This is a genomic window from Marinobacterium halophilum (assembly GCF_003014615.1).
Lineage (GTDB): Bacteria > Pseudomonadota > Gammaproteobacteria > Pseudomonadales > Balneatricaceae > Marinobacterium > Marinobacterium halophilum.
Genome location: NZ_PYGI01000011.1, coordinates 94,813 through 114,074, shown reverse-complemented (window position 1 = coordinate 114,074; position 19,262 = coordinate 94,813). Strand labels below are relative to the sequence as shown.

The 19,262-nt window shown below is 57.2% G+C and carries 20 protein-coding genes; 6 read left to right on the top strand and 14 right to left on the bottom strand.

The window, feature by feature from the left end; all coding sequences use genetic code 11:
• Window positions 1-431: 431 nt before the first annotated feature.
• Window positions 432-1,511, bottom strand: a complete 1,080-nt coding sequence (locus CLV44_RS09270; RefSeq protein ID WP_425436428.1) for a TRAP transporter substrate-binding protein — start codon at window positions 1,509-1,511, stop codon at window positions 432-434.
• A gap of 190 nt (window positions 1,512-1,701) precedes the next feature.
• On the opposite strand from CLV44_RS09270, the gene hexR reads away from it, so the two are divergent.
• Complete coding sequence (hexR, locus tag CLV44_RS09265) at window positions 1,702-2,601, top strand: transcriptional regulator HexR (protein WP_106591841.1); 900 nt, start codon at window positions 1,702-1,704, stop codon at window positions 2,599-2,601.
• A gap of 173 nt (window positions 2,602-2,774) precedes the next feature.
• The gene (locus CLV44_RS09260; RefSeq protein ID WP_106591840.1) at window positions 2,775-2,984 is read left to right on the top strand and encodes a PA3496 family putative envelope integrity protein; all 210 of its coding nucleotides are present in this window, start codon (window positions 2,775-2,777) and stop codon (window positions 2,982-2,984) included.
• Between the two features lie 42 nt (window positions 2,985-3,026).
• On the opposite strand, the gene CLV44_RS09255 is transcribed toward CLV44_RS09260, so the two are convergent.
• Window positions 3,027-4,517 (bottom strand): FMN-binding glutamate synthase family protein, encoded by a 1,491-nt coding sequence (locus CLV44_RS09255; protein WP_106591839.1) that lies wholly within the window; start codon window positions 4,515-4,517, stop codon window positions 3,027-3,029.
• Between the two features lie 157 nt (window positions 4,518-4,674).
• Between CLV44_RS09255 and CLV44_RS09250 the strand changes: the two genes are divergently transcribed.
• On the top strand, window positions 4,675-5,328 hold the full coding sequence (locus tag CLV44_RS09250) for an alpha/beta fold hydrolase (protein ID WP_106591838.1): 654 nt from the start codon (window positions 4,675-4,677) through the stop codon (window positions 5,326-5,328).
• Here CLV44_RS09250 and uraH read toward each other — a convergent pair.
• Both uraH and CLV44_RS09240 read right to left on the bottom strand, forming a co-directional pair.
• Window positions 5,313-5,723, bottom strand: coding sequence for a hydroxyisourate hydrolase (uraH, locus tag CLV44_RS09245; RefSeq protein ID WP_106591837.1), 411 nt, complete (start codon window positions 5,721-5,723; stop codon window positions 5,313-5,315). The two genes, CLV44_RS09250 and uraH, sit on opposite strands and share 16 nt — an antisense overlap.
• 35 nt (window positions 5,724-5,758) lie before the next feature.
• Complete coding sequence (locus CLV44_RS09240) at window positions 5,759-6,259, bottom strand: GlcG/HbpS family heme-binding protein (RefSeq protein ID WP_106591836.1); 501 nt, start codon at window positions 6,257-6,259, stop codon at window positions 5,759-5,761.
• A gap of 147 nt (window positions 6,260-6,406) precedes the next feature.
• Here CLV44_RS09240 and CLV44_RS09235 point away from each other — a divergent pair, with 147 nt between their 5' ends.
• Both CLV44_RS09235 and CLV44_RS09230 read left to right on the top strand, forming a co-directional pair.
• Entirely contained in the window at window positions 6,407-7,078 is a 672-nt protein-coding gene (locus tag CLV44_RS09235; protein ID WP_106591835.1) for a heavy metal response regulator transcription factor, read from the top strand.
• On the top strand, window positions 7,075-8,499 hold the full coding sequence (locus CLV44_RS09230; protein ID WP_106591834.1) for a heavy metal sensor histidine kinase: 1,425 nt from the start codon (window positions 7,075-7,077) through the stop codon (window positions 8,497-8,499). The genes CLV44_RS09235 and CLV44_RS09230 overlap by 4 nt, the downstream gene beginning before the upstream one ends.
• A gap of 38 nt (window positions 8,500-8,537) precedes the next feature.
• On the opposite strand, the gene glmS is transcribed toward CLV44_RS09230, so the two are convergent.
• Window positions 8,538-10,364, bottom strand: a complete 1,827-nt coding sequence (glmS, locus tag CLV44_RS09225; protein ID WP_106591833.1) for a glutamine--fructose-6-phosphate transaminase (isomerizing) — start codon at window positions 10,362-10,364, stop codon at window positions 8,538-8,540.
• A gap of 2 nt (window positions 10,365-10,366) precedes the next feature.
• The gene (glmU, locus tag CLV44_RS09220; RefSeq protein ID WP_106591832.1) at window positions 10,367-11,734 is read right to left on the bottom strand and encodes a bifunctional UDP-N-acetylglucosamine diphosphorylase/glucosamine-1-phosphate N-acetyltransferase GlmU; all 1,368 of its coding nucleotides are present in this window, start codon (window positions 11,732-11,734) and stop codon (window positions 10,367-10,369) included.
• A 121-nt stretch (window positions 11,735-11,855) separates the two neighbouring features.
• Here glmU and CLV44_RS09215 point away from each other — a divergent pair, with 121 nt between their 5' ends.
• Entirely contained in the window at window positions 11,856-12,596 is a 741-nt protein-coding gene (locus tag CLV44_RS09215; RefSeq protein WP_106591831.1) for a TrmB family transcriptional regulator, read from the top strand.
• Window positions 12,597-12,647: 51 nt separating this feature from the next.
• On the opposite strand, the gene CLV44_RS09210 is transcribed toward CLV44_RS09215, so the two are convergent.
• The 8 genes from CLV44_RS09210 to atpB form a co-directional block, all read right to left on the bottom strand.
• Window positions 12,648-13,073 (bottom strand): F0F1 ATP synthase subunit epsilon, encoded by a 426-nt coding sequence (locus tag CLV44_RS09210; protein ID WP_106591830.1) that lies wholly within the window; start codon window positions 13,071-13,073, stop codon window positions 12,648-12,650.
• 33 nt (window positions 13,074-13,106) lie between these two features.
• Window positions 13,107-14,483: a F0F1 ATP synthase subunit beta gene (gene atpD, locus CLV44_RS09205; protein ID WP_106591829.1), complete on the bottom strand. Its 1,377-nt coding sequence runs from the start codon at window positions 14,481-14,483 to the stop codon at window positions 13,107-13,109.
• 37 nt (window positions 14,484-14,520) lie between these two features.
• Window positions 14,521-15,384, bottom strand: coding sequence for a F0F1 ATP synthase subunit gamma (gene atpG, locus CLV44_RS09200; RefSeq protein ID WP_106591828.1), 864 nt, complete (start codon window positions 15,382-15,384; stop codon window positions 14,521-14,523).
• A 76-nt stretch (window positions 15,385-15,460) separates the two neighbouring features.
• The gene (gene atpA / locus CLV44_RS09195) at window positions 15,461-17,005 is read right to left on the bottom strand and encodes a F0F1 ATP synthase subunit alpha (RefSeq protein ID WP_106591827.1); all 1,545 of its coding nucleotides are present in this window, start codon (window positions 17,003-17,005) and stop codon (window positions 15,461-15,463) included.
• Window positions 17,006-17,020: 15 nt separating this feature from the next.
• Complete coding sequence (locus CLV44_RS09190) at window positions 17,021-17,557, bottom strand: F0F1 ATP synthase subunit delta (RefSeq protein ID WP_106591826.1); 537 nt, start codon at window positions 17,555-17,557, stop codon at window positions 17,021-17,023.
• An 11-nt stretch (window positions 17,558-17,568) separates the two neighbouring features.
• Window positions 17,569-18,039, bottom strand: coding sequence for a F0F1 ATP synthase subunit B (locus CLV44_RS09185; protein ID WP_106591825.1), 471 nt, complete (start codon window positions 18,037-18,039; stop codon window positions 17,569-17,571).
• 72 nt (window positions 18,040-18,111) lie between these two features.
• Window positions 18,112-18,342, bottom strand: a complete 231-nt coding sequence (atpE, locus tag CLV44_RS09180) for a F0F1 ATP synthase subunit C (protein ID WP_106591824.1) — start codon at window positions 18,340-18,342, stop codon at window positions 18,112-18,114.
• Between the two features lie 81 nt (window positions 18,343-18,423).
• Window positions 18,424-19,245 carry a F0F1 ATP synthase subunit A gene (gene atpB / locus CLV44_RS09175; RefSeq protein WP_106591823.1) on the bottom strand — a complete coding sequence of 274 codons (822 nt, stop codon included), beginning with the start codon at window positions 19,243-19,245 and terminating at the stop codon, window positions 18,424-18,426.
• Between the last annotated feature and the right edge of the window lie 17 nt (window positions 19,246-19,262).

The window sequence follows — 19,262 nt, the reverse complement described above, 5'->3', positions numbered from 1 at the left end:
TAGCACTTTAGGTTATATGAGTTCCAAAAAAAAAATTAATAATCAAAACCTTCCTGAGGAGTAGATTCCGGAATCCAGGCAAGGGAAACTATGAACAAGCACATAACATCTCTGGCTTACCAGCTAGGCTGGCGCACCCTCATTTCCAGTAGTTTATGACCGAACCTCTCATCTTGATCAACGTGTCTTCATAAAAATAAGATGAAAACCGAACACACTGAACGGCTAAAGCTACACTAGGCGACTTTGGGGATAAATGATATGAACCGTTATCTAATACTTACGGCAGTTACTGTAATGCTGACCGGCTGCTGCGGTGTCCCTTTCGTACCGGGAATCTAAATTCGAACCTAACGACAGAGTATTCTGTCAGCGTTACCCAAACAGAAAAGGCCGGAGAATTCTCCGGCCTTTCTCGTTCAGTACGGTGATCAGCCCAGCGAACGGGCGTTAAGGTAGGCTTGCTCGGATACCGCCGTCCATTGCTGGACCTGATCGCGGAACGCCGTGAATGACTCGTACACCTTGCGCGAAATTTCATCCTTCTGCGCTTCCTCGGCGACCACTTCATCCGAAAGGGTGCGCAGTTTGAGGAGAACGTCATCCGGGAAATTGCGCAGTTCAACGCCGTGCTTGTTGACCAGCTGGTCCAGCGCCTGATTGTTCTTCATCGTGAACTCGGCCAGCATATCCTGATTGGCAACGCGCAGAGCGCTACGCACGATCACCTGCAGATCTTCCGGCAGTGCCTGGAAGGCTTCCTTGTTGATGAAGCACTCCAGCGTGCTGCCCGGCTCGTGCCAGCCCGGGTAGTAGTAGTATTTGGCCGCCTTGTGCAGACCAAACGCCATGTCGTTGTAAGGCCCGACCCACTCGGTTGCATCAATGGTGCCGGACTGCAGTGACGAGAAGATTTCGCCGCCCGGCAGCAATACCGGGGTACCGCCGGCACGCTTGAGCACTTCACCGCCCAGGCCCGGAATACGCATTTTCAGACCCTTGAGATCGTCAACACTGTTGATCTCCTTGTTGAACCAGCCGCCCATCTGCACGCCGGTGTTGCCGGCCGCGCCCGGTACCAGCCCGAACTTGTCATACACCTCTTCCCACAGTTCCATGCCACCGCCGTGGTAGAGCCATGAGTTCATCTCCTGTGCGGTCATGCCGAAGGGAACAGAGGCAAAAAACTGTGCCGCCGTACTCTTGCCCTTCCAGTAGTAGGCCGCACCGTGGCCCATTTCAGCGGTGCCGCGAGATACGGCATCAAAGATTTCCAGTGCACCGACCAACTCACCGGCACCGTAGACCTTCACCTGAATCCGGCCATTGGACATGGCATTGATCATCTCGGCCAACCGGTTGGCACCGGTGCCCAGTCCGGGGAAGTTCTTCGGCCAGGTGGTCACCATTTTCCATTTGAATTGCGGTGCGGCAACGGCAGGAGCAGCGATCATGGCACCCGCCGCTACGGTGGCGGCACCGGCACCACGGATAAATTGTCTGCGTTTCACGGCTCTACTTCCTTATTGGTTGTAAACAGGATGTGACAGTCGGATGAAATTAGCACGCGCCCCCTCGCCCTGCAATCGCGGCTGGACCACCCGACTTTCGGTCATTGTACCCGCCTCTTCAGTCGCATTGGGCCGCCACCTGATTCATTGGTATACTGGCAGTTCACGCGATGATACGGAATCAACGGAGATGAACTCCTTCAATCTGCTCAAGTCCATTGCTGAGGCGCGCCCCGAGCTGCGCAAGTCTGAACAGAAAGTGGCCGACTATGTACTGGCGAATCCGAATGACGTGATTCACATGCGCATCGTCGATCTCGCGTCCGAAGCCCAGGTCAGCGAGCCAACGGTGGTCCGTTTTTGCCGGGCGCTGGACTACGACGGCTTTCAGGACTTCAAGCTGACCCTGGCTCAGGGTCTGGCCAGCAACGCCAGTTACGAGCAGTTCTCGCTCGACTCCAAAGATACGGTCATCGAGTTCAAGCAGAAGATCTTCGACTCCATGATCGGCAACCTGATCAATATCCGCGATCAGCTGGACCCCGGTACCCTGGAAGAGGCGATCGACTGTCTGGCCAAGGCCAACCGGGTCGAGTTTTACGGTTTCGGTGCATCGGCACCGGTCTGTGCCGATGCCCAGCACAAGTTCTACCGCATGATGGTGTCTGCGGCGGCCTACTCCGATCCGCATATGCAGACCATCTCCGCGCTGACGCTGGGCGAAGGCGATGTGGTGGTTGCGATCTCCCAGACCGGACGCACCAAAGACCTGCTGCATACGGTCAAGCTGGTGCGTGACAAGGGCGCGGCGGTGATCACCCTGTGTCCGGGCAACACGCCGCTGGCCGATCTGGCCACGATTCCGATTCATGTCGACGTGGAAGAGGACAAGGATCTGAGTACGCTGATGTCCTCTCGGGTCGTGCATCTGGTCATCATCGATATCCTTGCCGTGGGCATGGCGATGAAACTGGGTCCGGCACTAGTCGATCACTTGAAGATGATCAAGCGCAGCCTGCGCAACCTGCGCCAGAACGACAAGCGCATCCCACCGATGCGCCGCCCCCTGACCGATTCCGACGGCGAGTAATCACTCGCCGTCATCCTGCTGCAACACGTCTGTTCTACGCTCATGCCCGTCCTGCATGGATTTGATATTTATCCGCGATTGCGGTAAATAAAAAACTCCATGCGTGTTTGCTGTCATCAGCCAGACACCCGGTTGTCTCCTGATTACAGTGACCCTGAGATCGGAGCAAGGCTATGCTGATACGGAAAGAGCAGGACCTGGACCCTATCCAGACCGAGGTTTTCGACATCATGGTAGGGTACGACATTGAACAACGGAATCGGCGCAAACAGCATGCAACCCGCCGCCTGCTGGAAGCCCGGCGCGCCATCGAACGGCATCGGGAGGAAAAAGAGTTGATGTCCTCAATCGATGAGACGTGCTGGCTGGAAGACGAGCACTGACACTGGAGGAAGCGCCAGCCCCACGGGGCTGGCGTTTTGCGTTCAGCTGCTTGGATAAAGAATGTTGAGCGGCACCGCTCCACCACCGTCTACCACCACCGCCGCGTGCTCGCGCTTGAGCTGGCGTGGCTCGGTGACACCACAGGAGTGTGCTATCAACTCCACTTCGTGCACCAGGTTGTGGTGGAAGTTGGCCACCCGCTCCGCCTTTACCTCGGGTACCAGGCCCTGCTGCAGCTTCGGGTTGTGCGTGGTAATACCGGTCGGGCAGGCATTCTTGTTGCATTGCAGTGCCTGAATACAGCCCAGCGCAAACATGAAGCCACGGGCCGTGACCACAAAATCCGCACCCAGACAGATGGCGGCCGCCACATCGGTGGGGTTGATCAGCTTGCCGGATGCCACGATGCGGATACGGTTGCGCAGGTTGTGCTGATGCAACTTGTTGACCAGCAACGGCAGGCTTTCCCGCAACGGCAGACCGACACTGTCCATCAACGGCATCGGTGCAGCGCCGGTGCCGCCATCGGCGCTATCCAGAGTAATGAAATCCGGGGCCGATTCACTGCCGCGTACGCTCACCGCTTCGCAGAAGGTATCGAGCCAGTCGGTCGTGCCCAGCACCAGCTTGAAGCCGACCGGCTTGCCAGTCACTTCACGCACGTGGGCGATAAAATCGAGCAGGTCGTCGATGCTGGCAATTTCAGGATGACGATTAGGGCTGATTGATGCCTGTCCTACCGGAATACCGCGCGCTTCGGCGATCTCCGGGGTGACCTTGTCCGCCGGCAGGATACCGCCCTTGCCCGGCTTGGCCCCCTGGCTGAGCTTGATCTCGAACATGCGCACCTGCTCGATCGCTGCCATTTCCGCCAATCGGGCATCGTCCAGCTGGCCAAATTCACCCCGCACACCGTATTTGGCCGTGCCGATCTGGAACACGATGTCACAGCCACCTTCCAGGTGATACTTGGACAGCGCACCCTCGCCGGTATTCATCCAGCACCCCGCCTTGGCAGCCCCCATGGACAGGGCCCGCACCGCCGGTGCCGACAGGGCACCAAAGCTCATGCCGGAAATGTTAAGAAAAGACGGCGCGTCATAGGGGGTACGACAGTAAGGCCCGATCCGCATCGGCTGGGTACCGGCAGCATCCTCACTCAGGGTCGGGAACGGGCAGTTGAGAAAGTAGTAGGTACCGGGCTTGCGCAGGTCACGCGTGGAGCCGAAGGCCACGGTGTTGTCGATGTTCTTGGCCGCACGATAGACCCAGGAGCGCTGCGCGCGGTTGAACGGCATCTCTTCACGGTCCATGGCAAAGAAATATTGTCGGAAGAATTCGCCCAGATTTTCAAAGATATAGCGGAAACGCCCCAACAGCGGATAGTTGCGGCGGATGGTATGGGCCGTCTGGCGCTTGTCGACCTGGTACATGACCACACCCGCCACCAGGGCTCCCAGAATTACCACCAGGACAATCACACCGATCAAGGCAATGAAGCCGATCGCCAACATAAAGAGAGTATCGTTCATTTCGTTCCTTGCTTCCCTCGATTCGACAGGCCTTATCCTAACCCGAGGCCTGCACAACAGCCATGGCCTGCTGCGGGAAAAGCCGGCGCGGCCCCACTTTCCCTGCCCCAGTGACTAGCGGTAAGCTGAGCCCCTGAAATACAGGGAGTCATCGCAGATGCGAGTCAAGAAAGTCGTCGTATTACACGGCCTTTACATGTCGGGACTGGTCATGTGGCCACTGTGCCGACGGCTGGAAAAACAGGGGTATATCATCCTCAACCTGAGCTATAACACCCTGTCTCCCGACATGGATGCGATCAGTACACGGCTGGATGAATTCATTGATGGCGAGGCGACAGCGTTTATCTGTCATTCGATGGGGGGGCTGATCGCGCGGCGTTATCTGGAACGCGCGACCGCCCAGGCTGGCTGGGTGGATCCGGTGATTACGCTGGGCACGCCGCACAAGGGCAGCACGCTGGCACGGGAGATTCACGACTCGCGACTGAAGGGGATGCTCAGAAACAGTATCGATTATCTACTTACGGAGAACCGGCATTGGCCGTTCCGCGCGCGCCTCTACAGCATTGCCGGTGATCTGCCGATCGGGTTGATGCCCCTGCTGAGCAAGGACAGTGCATCGGATGGCACCGTGCTGATCGACGAAACCCGTGTCACCGGCATGACCGCACACAAGGTGTTTCCACTCAGCCATACCAGCCTGATCTATTCCAGACGGGTATTGGACTATATCCTGCAAATATTGTCAGCGCCCTGCCTGCCAACAGCAGACAGGACGCCGGACCGGACTGATCAGTTGCCGCGGTAGGTAGAGAAGCCGTACGGGCTCAGCAGCAACGGGATGTGGTAGTGCTCAACCGCGCCGTCGACGTTGAAGATCACCGGAATTTCCGGGAAGAAGGTTTCGCTGTCATGCTTTTCGAACCAGTCACCGGTTTCAAAGGTTACACGGTAGGTACCGGTTTCCAGTGATTCACCTTCCGGGAACAGTGCGGTGATGCGACCGTTTTCGTTGGTCACGCCGCTGTTCAGGGCATCCCAGCTGTCACCGTTTTTCTGCTCCAGGGTCACGGTAACGTCAGGGGACGGCAGACCGTCTTCCAGGTTCAGTACATGTACGCTCAGCGGGTTGCCGGCAGCAACAGCCAGAGTAGACATACCGGTCAGCACGACGCCTGCACAAAGGGATTTCAGCTTGTTCATGTGGTAACTCCTGATAGAGAAAAAGGGTGATACGTTTAAAGGGTTTTCGGTAGCACTTTATCGATTGCCGTCAGCGCGCAACCTTCATCGATCGCTGCACCACTGGCACCGGCGACACCGATCGCACCAATGACATGGCCTTCAACCTTGAGCGGTACACCGCCGCCCAGCAGCAGCAACTCGTCCAGCGTGTTCAGGTTTTCGGCATCCGGGGTATTACGTGCCAGATCAGACAGTGCACGGCTGGTATTCTTGGTGGACAGCGAGGTAAATGCCTTGCGCTGTGCCGCCAGGGTGTTGTGCGGGCCCACATTGTCATCACGCTGCAACGCCACCAGGTTGCCACCGCGATCAACCACCGCCACAACGGCAGTACGGTCATCCTGATGGCAGGCATCCAGCGTGGCTTCAATCAACTGATTGGCCAGTGTCAGGGATACATCGGGACGCTGTTCTACCAGCGCCGGAGCTGCAAATGCGTTGGCAGCGCAGAGGGTCAGGCCGAGGGCGGTCAGACGTGCAGTCTTGGCAAGCATGGTGTTCTCCGTTCGTGGGCTTGATAAGCAATTGGCAGCCATAATGCCTGCACGACCCCGTCAAACTCATTGCCGCTGAATGACCAATTTGTAATGGAAGCGAGATACCGATCGGCTTACCCTAATAGGTCACGTGGAGAGACCAATATGCGCATTCTGGTTGTAGAAGATGAACACAAGACCGCCGACTACCTGTTCAAGGGGCTGAGCGAGTCCGGGTATACCGTCGCGGTAGCGCTGAACGGCCTGGACGGCCAACACCTGATTCAGGAGGAGGAGTTTGATCTGATCATTCTCGACGTGATGCTGCCGGGCATGAACGGCTGGCAACTGCTGCAGACCATACGTCGCACCTCACAGGTACCGGTACTGTTTCTGACCGCACGCGATGCGGTGGAAGATCGGGTCAAGGGGCTGGAGCTGGGGGCTGACGATTACCTGGTCAAACCCTTCTCCTTTGCCGAGCTGCTGGCGCGGGTACGTACCCTGCTGCGCCGTGCGCCCGCCCGTGAATCATCGGTCTTTGAAGTGGCCGATCTGCAGCTGGACCTGTTGCGCCGCCGCGTGACTCGGCAGGAAGAGCGGATCAATCTGACCAACAAGGAATTTGCCCTGCTCCATCTGCTGCTCAGCCGTGAGGGTGAAGTACTGTCACGTACCTATATTGCGTCCCAGGTATGGCAGATGAATTTTGACAGCGACACCAACGTGGTGGATGTCGCCATCCGCCGCCTGCGTGCCAAGGTCGACGACCCCTATCCAATCAAACTGATCCAGACCGTGCGCGGCATGGGCTATGTGCTGGAACAACCGTCATGAGCCCCTGGCCACGGGCATTGAGCCTGCGCCTGGCACTGCTGTTCGCACTGGTCAGCACGCTGGTGCTGGGGGCCATCGGCTTCTACCTGTATCAATCACTGCAGAAAGAGATTGTCTGGCGCGATGACCAGGCCCTGCTTGGTCGACTCGAACGCATGCGCGCGCTACTGGATGACAGTGACAGCATCGAAGTCCTGCGCCAGCGGCCGCATCTGTACAGTAATATGCTGGGTAACCAGGAGAGTCTGCTGTTGATGCTGGACGAACGCCAACAGGTACTGATCGAGATCAACCCGACCCAGCTGCATATCCCGCCCCTGCCGGAAGCCGACCATGTCCAGCTCATTGATACCACAGGGGCAGAACCGGCACGGCTGGCGTGGATACACGTACAGCGGGATACGCAGCCGGTCACGCTGATTGCCGGCAAGGTGCTCACCGAGCGCAACCAGATGCTGGCCGCATACCGGCTGAAGCTCGGGATTGCCCTGGCCGCCGGAGCCCTGCTGGCATTTCTGCTGGGCTGGCTGGTCAGCCAGCGGGCGCTGCGACCGGTACGGCGACTGGCCAAGCGGGCAGCGGCCATCGACGTACAGCATCTGTACCTTCGCCTTGATGACGAGCAGCAGGTCAGCGAACTACGCACCCTGAGCCGCGCGTTGAATCTGATGCTGGCTCGACTGGAGGATGGCTTTGCCCAGCTGTCACGCTTCTCTGAAGACCTGGCCCACGAAATGCGTACCCCGCTCAGCAACCTCATGGGGCAGACCCAGCAAACCCTGCGCCGCTCGCGCAGTGAAGAGGAATATCAAAGCCTGCTGGCCTCCAATCAGGAAGAGTATGAACGGCTGGCGCGGATGATCGACAGCATGCTGTTTCTGGCACGGACCGAACAGCCGCAGGCATCAGTCAACCTGACCCGAGTAGACCTGCATGCGCTGGTCGAACAGCTGTGTGAGTATTTTGAAGGCATGGCCGAGGACAGCGGCATGCAGCTGGTCAATCAGACCGAAGGCTGGCTGCTCGCCGATGAGGAGTTGCTGCGCCGCGCACTGGCCAACTTGATCGCCAACGCCCTGCGTTACGGCGAAGCCAACAGCCCGATCAGTATTACCAGCCAGCAGCTGGAAGACCGGCTGGAGATCGGGGTACACAATTTGGGCACACCGATTGCGGCCGAGCACCTGCCACGGCTGTTCGAACGCTTTTACCGCTGCGACCCGGCTCGGGCCCAGACCGGTGACTGCGGTGGCCTGGGTTTGTCCATCGTACGTTCGATCCTGCAGCTGCACGGCGGCCGTGTCCGGGTCAATAGCAGTGAGCGGGGCACCTGGTTCGTGCTGGTACTACCGACCAACGGTGTCACGCCAACAGCCGAGGCCATGACCGACCCGGCCCAGTCAGGCCCAACGACCCGCTGAGGGACAGCTGTGCCGAATGGCACAGCGGGAGTCTCCGTTTATTCTACCGTCACACTCTTGGCCAGGTTGCGCGGCTGATCCACATCGGTGCCCTTGAGCACCGCCACATGGTAGGACAGCAGCTGCAACGGCAGCGTGAACGCAATCGGGTCCAGCACCTGAGGCATGGCGGGCAGATGGATCACGTGTACGCCCTCTTCCGGCTGGATGCTTTCCTCGCAACCGGCAAACACGAACAGCTCACCGCCACGAGCACGTACTTCCTGCAGGTTGGCCTTGAGCTTGTCGAGCATACCGTTACGCGGCGCTACCGCGATCACCGGCATATCCTTGTCCACCAGTGCCAACGGCCCATGCTTAAGCTCTCCGGCAGGATAGGCTTCAGCATGGATATAGGAGATCTCCTTGAGCTTGAGCGCACCTTCCATCGCTACCGGGTAGAGCACATTGCGACCCAGGAACAGCGCGTGATGCTTCTCGGCAAAGTGCGCCGACATCGCCTCAATCGGGCCATCCAGTGCCAGCAGCTGCTGCAGCAGGACCGGCAACTGTTCCAGTGCCGCAATCAGTTCCGCTTCCTTATCGCGGCCCAGACCATGGCGTCGACCCAAAGCTATGGTGGTCAACATCAGCGCGACCAGCTGGGAGGTGAAGGCCTTGGTAGAAGCAACACCGATCTCGGGACCCGCGTTGGTCATCAGGCTGATATCCGATTCGCGCACCAGCGAGCTGCCCGGTACGTTGCAGATCGCCAGCGTTGCCAACACTCGGTCTTTCACTTCGCGCAGCGCCGCCAGACTGTCGGCCGTCTCGCCGGACTGCGACAACGTCAGCAATAATGTGCCTTCAGGCAGCACAACCGGGCGGTAGCGGAACTCGCTGGCCACTTCCACCATGCAGGGAATGCCGACCAGCTCCTCAATCCAGTACTTGGCTACCATACCGGCATGGTAGCTGGTGCCACAGGCGACAATCTGCACCTGTTTAACCTGGTCGAAAATGGCACTGGCTTCGCTGCCGAACGCCTGCTCCAGCAGATGGCCGGAGGCAACGCGCCCTTCCAGCACTGCCTGCATGACCCGCGGTTGCTCATAAATCTCCTTGAGCATGAAGTGGCGGAATTCGCCCTTCTCCGCACTGGCCTGGCCATGTTCAAACGTGGTAACGGCACGTTCGACTGCCTGCCCCTGTGCATCCAGTACCCGGATCTGATCCGCTTCCAGCACCGCAATATCGCCATCTTCAAGAAACATGAAGCGGTCGGTTACCGGCAACAGGGCCAACTGGTCGGAGGCGATGAAGTTCTCACCAATCCCCACGCCGATGACCAGCGGACTGCCCTTGCGAGCGGTCAGCAGCTGTTCCGGCAGGTCGGCATGAATCACGCCCAGCGCAAACGCACCTTCCAGCTGCGTCATGGTCTGGCGCAGTGCCTCGACCAGCGTCAAACCGTGCTGCAACTCTTGGTCCAACAGGTGCGCGACCACCTCGGTATCGGTCTCTGAGGTAAAGGTGTAGCCCTGCTGCTGCAGATCGCGCTTGAGCGGTTCGAAGTTTTCAATGATGCCGTTATGCACCACGGCCAGACGCTCACCGGACATATGCGGATGGGCATTCTGCTCCGACGGTTTGCCGTGGGTGGCCCAGCGCGTGTGGGCGATGCCAAGATGACCCGCCAGCGGCTGCTGCTCGCAGGCATCGGCCAGCGCCTGCACCTTGCCGATGCGGCGCAAGCGACTGATCTGGCCCTGATCCAGCACGGCCATGCCGGCCGAGTCATAACCACGGTATTCAAGACGACGCAAACCTTCCAACAGGATTCCGGCTACCGGGCGTGCCGCAATGGCACCTACAATTCCACACATGCTCAGGATCCTTTTTTCTGCGGGCGCGCCCAGTTATCGAGATTGACCTGTTTGCCACGGGCCACGGCGAGCTGGTCATCGGCCACGGTTTTGGTAATGGTAGAGCCTGCTCCGACCGTCGCACCGGCTCCGATCTCCACCGGTGCGACCAGCGAGCTGTTGGAACCGATGAAGGCGCCATCACCGATGCGAGTCAGCGACTTGTTGACGCCATCATAATTGCAGGTGATGGTACCAGCCCCCACATTCACCTCTGCACCGATCTCGGCATCACCGATATAGCTCAGATGATTGATCTTGGAACCTTTGCCGATTACCGCTTTCTTGGTTTCGACAAAGTTGCCCACTTTGCTGCCCGCGGCCATTTCAGTCCCCGGACGCAAACGCGCGAAAGGACCGATTTGGGCATTTTCGGCGACCACGGCACCATCGATGATGGAGTTGGCATCGACTCGGGTACCGGCACCAATACGGGCGTTGCGAATGATGCAGTTGGCACCGATTTCAACACCTTCGCCCAGAAGCACCTCGCCTTCAAAGATCGTGTTGATATCGATCAGGACATCCTGACCCACGCTCAGTTCACCACGCACGTCGATACGGGCAGGATCGGCCAATGTGGCACCGGCAGCCATCAATAGATCGGCATGCTGACGCTGATACCAGCGTTCCAGCTGCGCCAGCTGCAGACGGTTATTGACGCCCTGCACTTCCTGCTCGGCCTCGGGCTGGATGGCACGTACACGCATGCCCTCTTCCGCTGCCATCGCAATCACATCGGTCAGGTAGTATTCGCCCTGGGCATTGTCGGCCGACAAACGCGGTAACCAGTCATGCAGTGCAGCCGCCGGCAGCGCCAGAATGCCGGTATTGACCTCGCGCACCAGTTTTTCCTGTTCGGTCGCATCCTTGTGCTCGACAATCGCCACCACATCACCGACCGCATTGCGGATGATCCGGCCATAACCGGTCGGGTCATCCAGCGTCACCGTCAACAGACCCAGATCGCCATGCGCGGCAATGCGGGTCAGCTGCTCAAGCGTGTCCGCACGCGTCAGCGGGACATCACCGTACAGCACCAATACGACCGAGTCCGCCCCAATCTGCGGCATCGCCTGGGCCACCGCATGGCCCGTGCCCAACTGTTCGTGCTGCCAAACGAAGTTCAGTGTCTGCCCTTCCATAGCCTGCTCGACCTGTTCGCCGCCATGGCCGATCACCACATGCAGACCTTCCGGGGCCAGCCCCTGTGCACTGTCAATCACATGCTGCAACATGGGCTTGCCAGCCAGACGGTGCATCACCTTGGGCAGGGCCGATTTCATGCGACTGCCCTGTCCGGCAGCCAGAATTACCACATCCGTTTTCATCGTGTTTCGAAGTCCTGATATCGCGTCGCAGCCTGTACGACCGTTAGCTGATAGATTGCGCGAAACTTTAGCGTATACTCGGTTTCAATCAAGACTAATTGTCACAGAAAAAATGACAAATATGCAGCAGATGATTTTTGACCAGCTCGGTTTGAGCGAGCGCGACGTCCGTATTTACAAGGCATTGCTGGCATTAGGCCCCAGTGCTATTCGAACCATAGCTGAACGTGCTGCTGTCAATCGCGGCAGTACCTATGAGTGCCTGAAGAGTTTGCAGCAACGTGGCATTGTCACCTATCTGCCCAAGGGCAAGCGCCGCTACTTCTCGGCACGGGAGCCTGAAGTGCTGTTGCAACTGGCCGATGCCCGGCGCGAGCAGCTGGACAAGGCGATCGATCAGCTGAAAACGTCGGTGATCCCCGACCTGCACCATCTGAAACCGGACTTCAGTGTCGCTAACGTGGAATTTTATGAAGGCGATGCCGGTATCGAACAGGTACTGCGCGATATTCTCAACCGTGTGGGCGAACAGGAAGATCCTGTCTACTCGGTGTTCTCATCGAAGCCGATCCGGCCTCTGCTCTACCGCCCCTTTCCCAACTTTACCGCCCAACGGGTGGCACGCAAGATCCGCGTGCGCGCGATTGCCATCGGTGAAGGCGGTGAAAGTGCCGAGTACTCGGAGCGCAAATGGATTCGCACCGAAGGCCCGGTCGATGCCGCCTATATCGCCATCTACCCGCCCCGCTGCGCGATCATCTCACTGGCCTCCGACAACTATCCCACCGCCGTGGTGATCGACTCGCGCGAAGTCGCCGGTGCCCAGCAGATCATCTTCAATACGTTGTGGGGGTTGCTGTAGACACAAAAAAAGCAGCCCGAAGGCTGCTTTTTAGTTGTCGCACCGGCTGTTTTACTTGCCGGCTTTGCGACGAATCTGCTGCAAGGTGCGAAGCTGGGCAGCAGCCTCAGCCAGCTGAGCCGCAGCGCGGGAGTATTCAAACTCGCCGGTCTTGTCGGCCATTGCATGCTCGGCATGCTTCTGGGCTTCAAGTGCTGCAGCTTCACTCAGATCACCCGCGTGCAGTGCGGTATCAGCAAGCACTGTCACTTTGTGCGGCTGGACTTCGATGAAGCCACCGGAGACGTAGAATACATCTTCCTCACCGCCCTGCTTGCGCAGCTCGACAGGGCCTGGTTTCAGTTCCGTCAGAAGCGGAGCGTGACCCGGGTATACACCCAGATCACCCAGGCTACCTGTCACGGAGACGAACTCGATCAGGCCAGAGAAAATCTCTTCTTCGGCACTTACGATGTCACAATGAACAGTCATAGCCATCTTGATTACCTCTTAAAAGGTTCCGCTTGGAACTTACAGGCCCTTGGCTTTCTCGATTGCTTCGTCGATGCCACCGACCATGTAGAACGCCTGCTCCGGCAGGTGATCATACTCACCACCCAGAATGCCCTGGAAGCCGCGGATCGTTTCCTTCAGGGAGACGTATTTACCCGGTGCACCGGTGAATACTTCTGCCACGAAGAACGGCTGGGACAGGAAGCGCTGGATCTTACGCGCACGGGATACACTCTGCTTGTCTTCTTCAGACAGCTCGTCCATACCCAGGATCGCGATGATATCCTTCAGTTCCTTGTAACGCTGCAGAGTAGACTGCACGCCACGGGCGATGTCGTAATGTTCCTGACCGATCACCAACGGATCCAGCTGACGCGAAGTAGAGTCCAGCGGATCGATTGCCGGGTAGATACCCAGTTCTGCGATCTGACGGGACAGTACCACGGTCGCATCCAGATGCGAGAAGGTGGTTGCCGGAGACGGGTCGGTCAAGTCATCTGCCGGTACGTATACCGCCTGGATGGACGTGATGGAACCAGTCTTGGTAGAGGTGATACGTTCCTGCAGAACGCCCATCTCTTCCGCCAGCGTCGGCTGGTAGCCTACCGCAGACGGCATACGACCCAGCAGTGCTGATACTTCAGTACCGGCCAGGGTGTAACGGTAGATGTTGTCGACGAACAGCAGTACGTCACGACCTTCGTCACGGAACTTCTCGGCCATGGTCAGGCCGGTCAGCGCAACGCGCAGACGGTTACCCGGCGGCTCGTTCATCTGACCGTATACCAGCGATACCTTGTCGATAACGTTGGAGTCGGTCATTTCGTGATAGAAGTCGTTACCCTCACGAGTACGCTCACCTACACCCGCGAATACGGAGTAACCAGAGTGCTCGATCGCGATGTTACGGATAAGCTCCATCATGTTGACGGTCTTACCTACACCGGCACCACCGAACAGACCAACCTTACCACCTTTGGCGAACGGGCAAACAAGGTCGATAACCTTGATACCGGTTTCCAGCAGCTCGTTGGAAGAAGCCTGGTCAGCATAGGAAGGCGCCTTACGGTGAATCGGCATGCGCTCTTCTTCACCAATCGGACCTTTCTCGTCGATCGGGTTACCCAGTACGTCCATGATGCGACCCAAGGTCTTAGTACCGACAGGTACAGAGATCGGGGCACCGTTATTGGACACTTCCAGACCACGGCTTACGCCTTCAGTCTGGCCCATTGCAATTGTACGCACAACACCGTCACCCAGCTGCTGCTGGACTTCCAGTGTCAGGCCGGTTTTGCCGACGACTAGTGCGTCGTAAACCTTCGGTACGCTGTCACGCGGGAATTCCACGTCAACAACCGCACCGATAATCTGAACAATACGTCCGCTACTCATGTTCGGATCCTCTTAACATGTAAACCTGTTCACTGCATCAAACAGCAGCAGCACCACTGACGATCTCGGATATTTCCTGAGTAATCGCCGCCTGACGGGCTTTGTTGTATACCAACTGCAGCTCATCGATCAGGTCGCCGGCGTTATCAGTTGCGTTCTTCATCGCCAGCATACGGGCTGCCTGCTCACAGGCATTGTTCTCAACCACGGCCTGATAGACCAGGGACTCGATGTAACGCGTCAGCAAGCCGTTCAACAGCTCTTTTGCATCCGGTTCATACAGATAGTCCCAATGGTGGTTGAGCGTCTCATCATTGTCTTCCGCTTTCAGCGGCAACAGCTGCTCAACGGTCGGCTTCTGGGTCATGGTGTTCACGAAGTCGTTAGACACGATGAACAGACGATCCAGCTTGCCTTCCTCGTAAGCATCCAGCATCACCTTGACCGAACCGATCAGCTGCTCCAGCTCCGGCGCATCGCCGAGGCCGCCTTTCGCAGCGACGACGTTACCGCCGAAGTTACGGAAGAAGGTGATTGCCTTGGCGCCCAGTGCGCAGACGTCGACTTCGACATTCTGCTCATGGAACCCCTTCATGGTGCTTACTGCTGCCTTGAACGCATTCACGTTCAAGCCGCCGCAGAGGCCACGATCGGTCGCTACAACGATGAAACCGACCCGCTTGACCTCACGCTCCTGCATATACAGGTGATGGTATTCAGGATTGGCTTTCGCCAGATGCTGAATCACACCTTGGATACTGCGGGCGTACGGACGGGAAGACTGCATGCGATCCTGCGCCTTACGCATCTTCGACGCAGCAACCATTTCCATGGCGCTGGTGATTTTGCGCGTGCTGCCGATACTCGCAATCTGCGTCTTGATCTCTTTTCCGACTGCCATAGTTCCGCCTATTAAACTTGACTCAGTGTCCGGCCGAGCGGGGAAACCCCGAACGGCCGCCTACTCTGACGAGTAATTACCAAGTTTGGGTAGACTTGAACTTCTCGATGCCAGCCTTGAACTGAGCCGCGATTTCGTCGTTGTAATCGCCTTTCACGTTCACTTTCGCCATCAAGTCAGCATGTTCGCTGTTGAAGTAGGCGATCAGGGCTGCTTCGAATGCACCGATCTTGTTCAGCTCAACACCCTTCAGGAAGCCTTCGTTGGCAGCGTACAGGCTCAGACCCATCTCGGCGACGGACATCGGAGAGTACTGTTTCTGCTTCATCAGCTCGGTCACGGCCTGACCATGTTCCAGCTGTGAACGAGTAGCGTCATCCAGGTCAGATGCGAACTGGGCAAATGCTGCCAGCTCACGATACTGCGCCAATGCCAGACGTACACCACCACCCAACTTCTTGATGATCTTGGTCTGAGCAGCACCACCCACTCGAGATACGGACAGACCTGCGTTGATCGCAGGACGAACACCCGAGTTGAACAGGTCAGCTTCCAGGAAGATCTGACCATCGGTGATGGAGATTACGTTGGTCGGTACGAATGCAGAGACGTCACCGCCCTGAGTTTCGATAACCGGCAGCGCAGTCAGGGAGCCAGTCTTGCCCTTGACTTCACCATTGGTGAACGCTTCAACGTAGTCGGCGTTAACGCGCGCAGCACGTTCCAGCAGACGGGAGTGCAAATAGAACACGTCACCCGGGTAAGCTTCACGGCCCGGCGGACGGCGCAGCAGCAGGGAGATCTGACGATACGCCCATGCCTGCTTGGTCAAATCATCATAGATGATCAGTGCGTCTTCACCGCGGTCACGGAAGTATTCACCCATGGCACAGCCGCCATACGGCGCAAGATACTGCATGGCAGCCGGATCGGCAGCGCCAGCAGCGACAACAATGGTGTGATCCATTGCGCCGTGTTCTTCCAGCTTGCGTACTACGTTGGCGATAGTGGACTGCTTCTGTCCGATCGCAACATAGATACACTTGATGCCGGTACCTTTCTGGTTGATGATCGCATCGATCGCAATCGCGGTCTTACCGATCTGACGGTCACCGATGATCAGCTCACGCTGGCCACGGCCTACCGGTACCATCGCATCAATCGCTTTCAGACCGGTCTGCACCGGCTGATCAACGGACTGACGTGCGATAACACCCGGCGCCACTTTTTCAACGGCGTCGGTCAGTTTGGTTTCGACCGGACCTTTACCGTCGATCGGGTTACCCAGGGCGTCAACGACGCGACCGAGCAGTTCCGGACCTACCGGTACTTCAAGAATACGGCCGGTACAACGGGCAGTCATGCCCTCTACCAGACTCTGGTAATCGCCCAGTACTACGGCGCCAACAGAGTCGCGTTCCAGGTTAAGCGCCATACCGTAGACGCCACCCGGGAATTCGATCATCTCGCCGTACATAACATCGGCAAGACCGTGGATCAGGATAATACCATCGGATACGCTGACGATGGTGCCCTCATTACGGGCTTCAGAAGACACGTCGAGTTTTTCGATGCGCTTCTTGAGAATCTCGCTGATCTCAGAAGGATTCAGTTGCTGCATTTTTATTCCTCACACTCAGGAATTCATCGCTTCGGCCAGTTTCGCCAAACGCGCACGAACGGAACCATCGATCACAAGGTCATCAGAGCGAACGATTACACCGCCAATGATGGACTTATCCACCAGAGATGTAAGTTTCACTGTACGACCCAACTTGGTGCTGAGGGCTTTCGCCAGTTTTTCCTGCTGCGCGTCATCCAGTGCGAAGGCCGTGGTCAGGTCAACATCGACCTTTTTCTCCAGGTTGGCCTTCAGTACTTCAAACTGCGCAGCGATCTCTGGCAGCAAGCCCAGACGACGATTCTCTGCCAGCAGGTAAATAAAGTTCTTACCTGCTTCGTCGGCCTGTTTTTCACAGACCGCAATCAGAGTTTCTGCCTTCTGTTCCGCTGTCAAAGCCGGATTACTCAGCACAGGGGTCATCTGGCTGTCCTGCACCACCTGAGTGGCGACAGACAGCAGATTTGACCATTGATCGAGGCTGCCCTTCTCGCGCGCATGTTCAAATGCGGCTTTGGTGTAGGGCCGAGCGACTGTATTGAGTTCAGCCATCGTAACCTCGCTTAAAGCTCAGCTGCCAGTTTCTCAACCAGCTTGGCATGCGCTTTTTCGTCAACAGAGGCTTCCAAGATCTTCTCGGCACCGGCAATTGCCAGTGCACCAACCTGTGCACGGAGAGTTTCCTTCGCACGGTTGACGTCCTGATCGAGTTCCGCCTGAGCAGAGGCTTTTACGCGATTTGCTTCTTCGCGTGCCTGCTCTTTGGCTTCCTCGACGATCTGGTTAGCCCGCTTGTTGGCCTGTTCAATGATGGCGGCTGCCTCTTCCTTGCTTGAACGCATGTCGTCAGCGGCTTTTTCCTGCGCCAGCTTCAGATCTCGTTCAGCACGGTCGGCCGCATCAAGCCCTTCGGCAATCTTCTTCTTACGCTCAGCCAGCGCACCGGTAATCGGCGGCCAGACGTATTTCATACAAAATACGACGAAGAGGAAGAATGCAATGGCCTGACCAATGATGGTGAGATTGATATTCACGCCATTACCTCTCGCGGTTGTGTCTGATTAAGTAGTTACCCAGGATGGGTAAAACGCCATTCGAACTACTTATTAGCCAGCAACAGCGAACAGGACGTACAGGCCAAGACCTACACCGATCATCGGGATCGCGTCGACCAGACCCATTACGATGAAGAACTGTGTGCGCAGCAGCGGTACCAGTTCCGGCTGACGAGCAGCACCTTCCAGGAACTTGCCACCCAGGATACCGATGCCGATAGCAGCACCGATTGCACCCAGACCCAGCATCAGCGCAGCAGCGATATACAGCATTGCTTCCATTTTTTCTCTCCAACTATTTTCAAGGTTAAGTTTAAGTTTTCAGAGTTTTACAAAGGTAAATCGTTAACTATCCGATCCCACTCAGTGGTCATCGTGCGCCATGGCCAGGTAGACAATTGTCAGGACCATGAAGATGAACGCCTGCAGCGTGATAATCAGAATGTGGAAGATCGCCCAGGGCACGGACAGCACCCACTGTGCCCAAAACGGCAGCAGCGCGATCAGGATAAAGATCATTTCACCGGCATACATGTTACCGAACAGTCGCAGTGCCAATGACACCGGCTTGGCCAGCAGGCCGACCAGTTCCAGGAACAGGTTAAACGGTGCAAAGATTTTCGGCAGCGGCTGGAATGACAGCTCTTTCAGGAAGCCGCTCACGCCCTTCTGCTTGATGCTGTAGTACAGGATCAGAGCAAATACGCTGAGGGCAATACCGCCTGTCGCGTTCACATCAGTGGTCGGTACGATCTTCATGTACTCGACACCCATTTCCGCGAACACGAACGGAAGCCAGTCAATCGGCACCAGGTCCATCAGGTTCATCAGGAAGATCCAGACGAAGATGGTCAGCGCCAGCGGTGCAATCACCGGACTCTTGTGATGGAAAATGCTCTTCACATTGTCATCGACGAATTCAATGATGGTTTCGACAAAGTTCTGCGCACCGCCCGGTACGCCAGAGGTCACAGATGTGGCCACTTTGCGGAAGAACCACAAAAACAGGACACCCAGGCCGATAGACCAGAGCATGGTATCAACGTTGATCGCCCAGAAACCCATCTCAGCCGCTTCCTGCGCACCGTGTGCGAAGCTCCAACCGTTTTCGGGATGATTACCGAACGTCAGGTTGGTCAGGTGGTGGGATATGTATTCTGAGGATGTAACTGTTCCACTTGCCATTCTCAGTTTCTCTCATC

Bases quoted from the DNA above. Each gene is read 5' to 3' on its own strand.
- hexR (WP_106591841.1), top strand. From the start codon at position 1,702: ATGAACTCCTTCAATCTGCTCAAGTCCATTGCTGAGGCGCGCCCCGAG.
- CLV44_RS09260 (WP_106591840.1), top strand. From the start codon at position 2,775: ATGCTGATACGGAAAGAGCAGGACCTGGACCCTATCCAGACCGAGGTT.
- CLV44_RS09255 (WP_106591839.1), bottom strand. From the start codon at position 4,517: ATGAACGATACTCTCTTTATGTTGGCGATCGGCTTCATTGCCTTGATC.
- CLV44_RS09250 (WP_106591838.1), top strand. From the start codon at position 4,675: ATGCGAGTCAAGAAAGTCGTCGTATTACACGGCCTTTACATGTCGGGA.
- uraH (WP_106591837.1), bottom strand. From the start codon at position 5,723: ATGAACAAGCTGAAATCCCTTTGTGCAGGCGTCGTGCTGACCGGTATG.
- CLV44_RS09240 (WP_106591836.1), bottom strand. From the start codon at position 6,259: ATGCTTGCCAAGACTGCACGTCTGACCGCCCTCGGCCTGACCCTCTGC.
- CLV44_RS09235 (WP_106591835.1), top strand. From the start codon at position 6,407: ATGCGCATTCTGGTTGTAGAAGATGAACACAAGACCGCCGACTACCTG.
- CLV44_RS09230 (WP_106591834.1), top strand. From the start codon at position 7,075: ATGAGCCCCTGGCCACGGGCATTGAGCCTGCGCCTGGCACTGCTGTTC.
- glmS (WP_106591833.1), bottom strand. From the start codon at position 10,364: ATGTGTGGAATTGTAGGTGCCATTGCGGCACGCCCGGTAGCCGGAATC.
- glmU (WP_106591832.1), bottom strand. From the start codon at position 11,734: ATGAAAACGGATGTGGTAATTCTGGCTGCCGGACAGGGCAGTCGCATG.
- CLV44_RS09215 (WP_106591831.1), top strand. From the start codon at position 11,856: ATGCAGCAGATGATTTTTGACCAGCTCGGTTTGAGCGAGCGCGACGTC.
- CLV44_RS09210 (WP_106591830.1), bottom strand. From the start codon at position 13,073: ATGGCTATGACTGTTCATTGTGACATCGTAAGTGCCGAAGAAGAGATT.
- atpD (WP_106591829.1), bottom strand. From the start codon at position 14,483: ATGAGTAGCGGACGTATTGTTCAGATTATCGGTGCGGTTGTTGACGTG.
- atpG (WP_106591828.1), bottom strand. From the start codon at position 15,384: ATGGCAGTCGGAAAAGAGATCAAGACGCAGATTGCGAGTATCGGCAGC.
- atpA (WP_106591827.1), bottom strand. From the start codon at position 17,005: ATGCAGCAACTGAATCCTTCTGAGATCAGCGAGATTCTCAAGAAGCGC.
- CLV44_RS09190 (WP_106591826.1), bottom strand. From the start codon at position 17,557: ATGGCTGAACTCAATACAGTCGCTCGGCCCTACACCAAAGCCGCATTT.
- atpE (WP_106591824.1), bottom strand. From the start codon at position 18,342: ATGGAAGCAATGCTGTATATCGCTGCTGCGCTGATGCTGGGTCTGGGT.
- atpB (WP_106591823.1), bottom strand. From the start codon at position 19,245: ATGGCAAGTGGAACAGTTACATCCTCAGAATACATATCCCACCACCTG.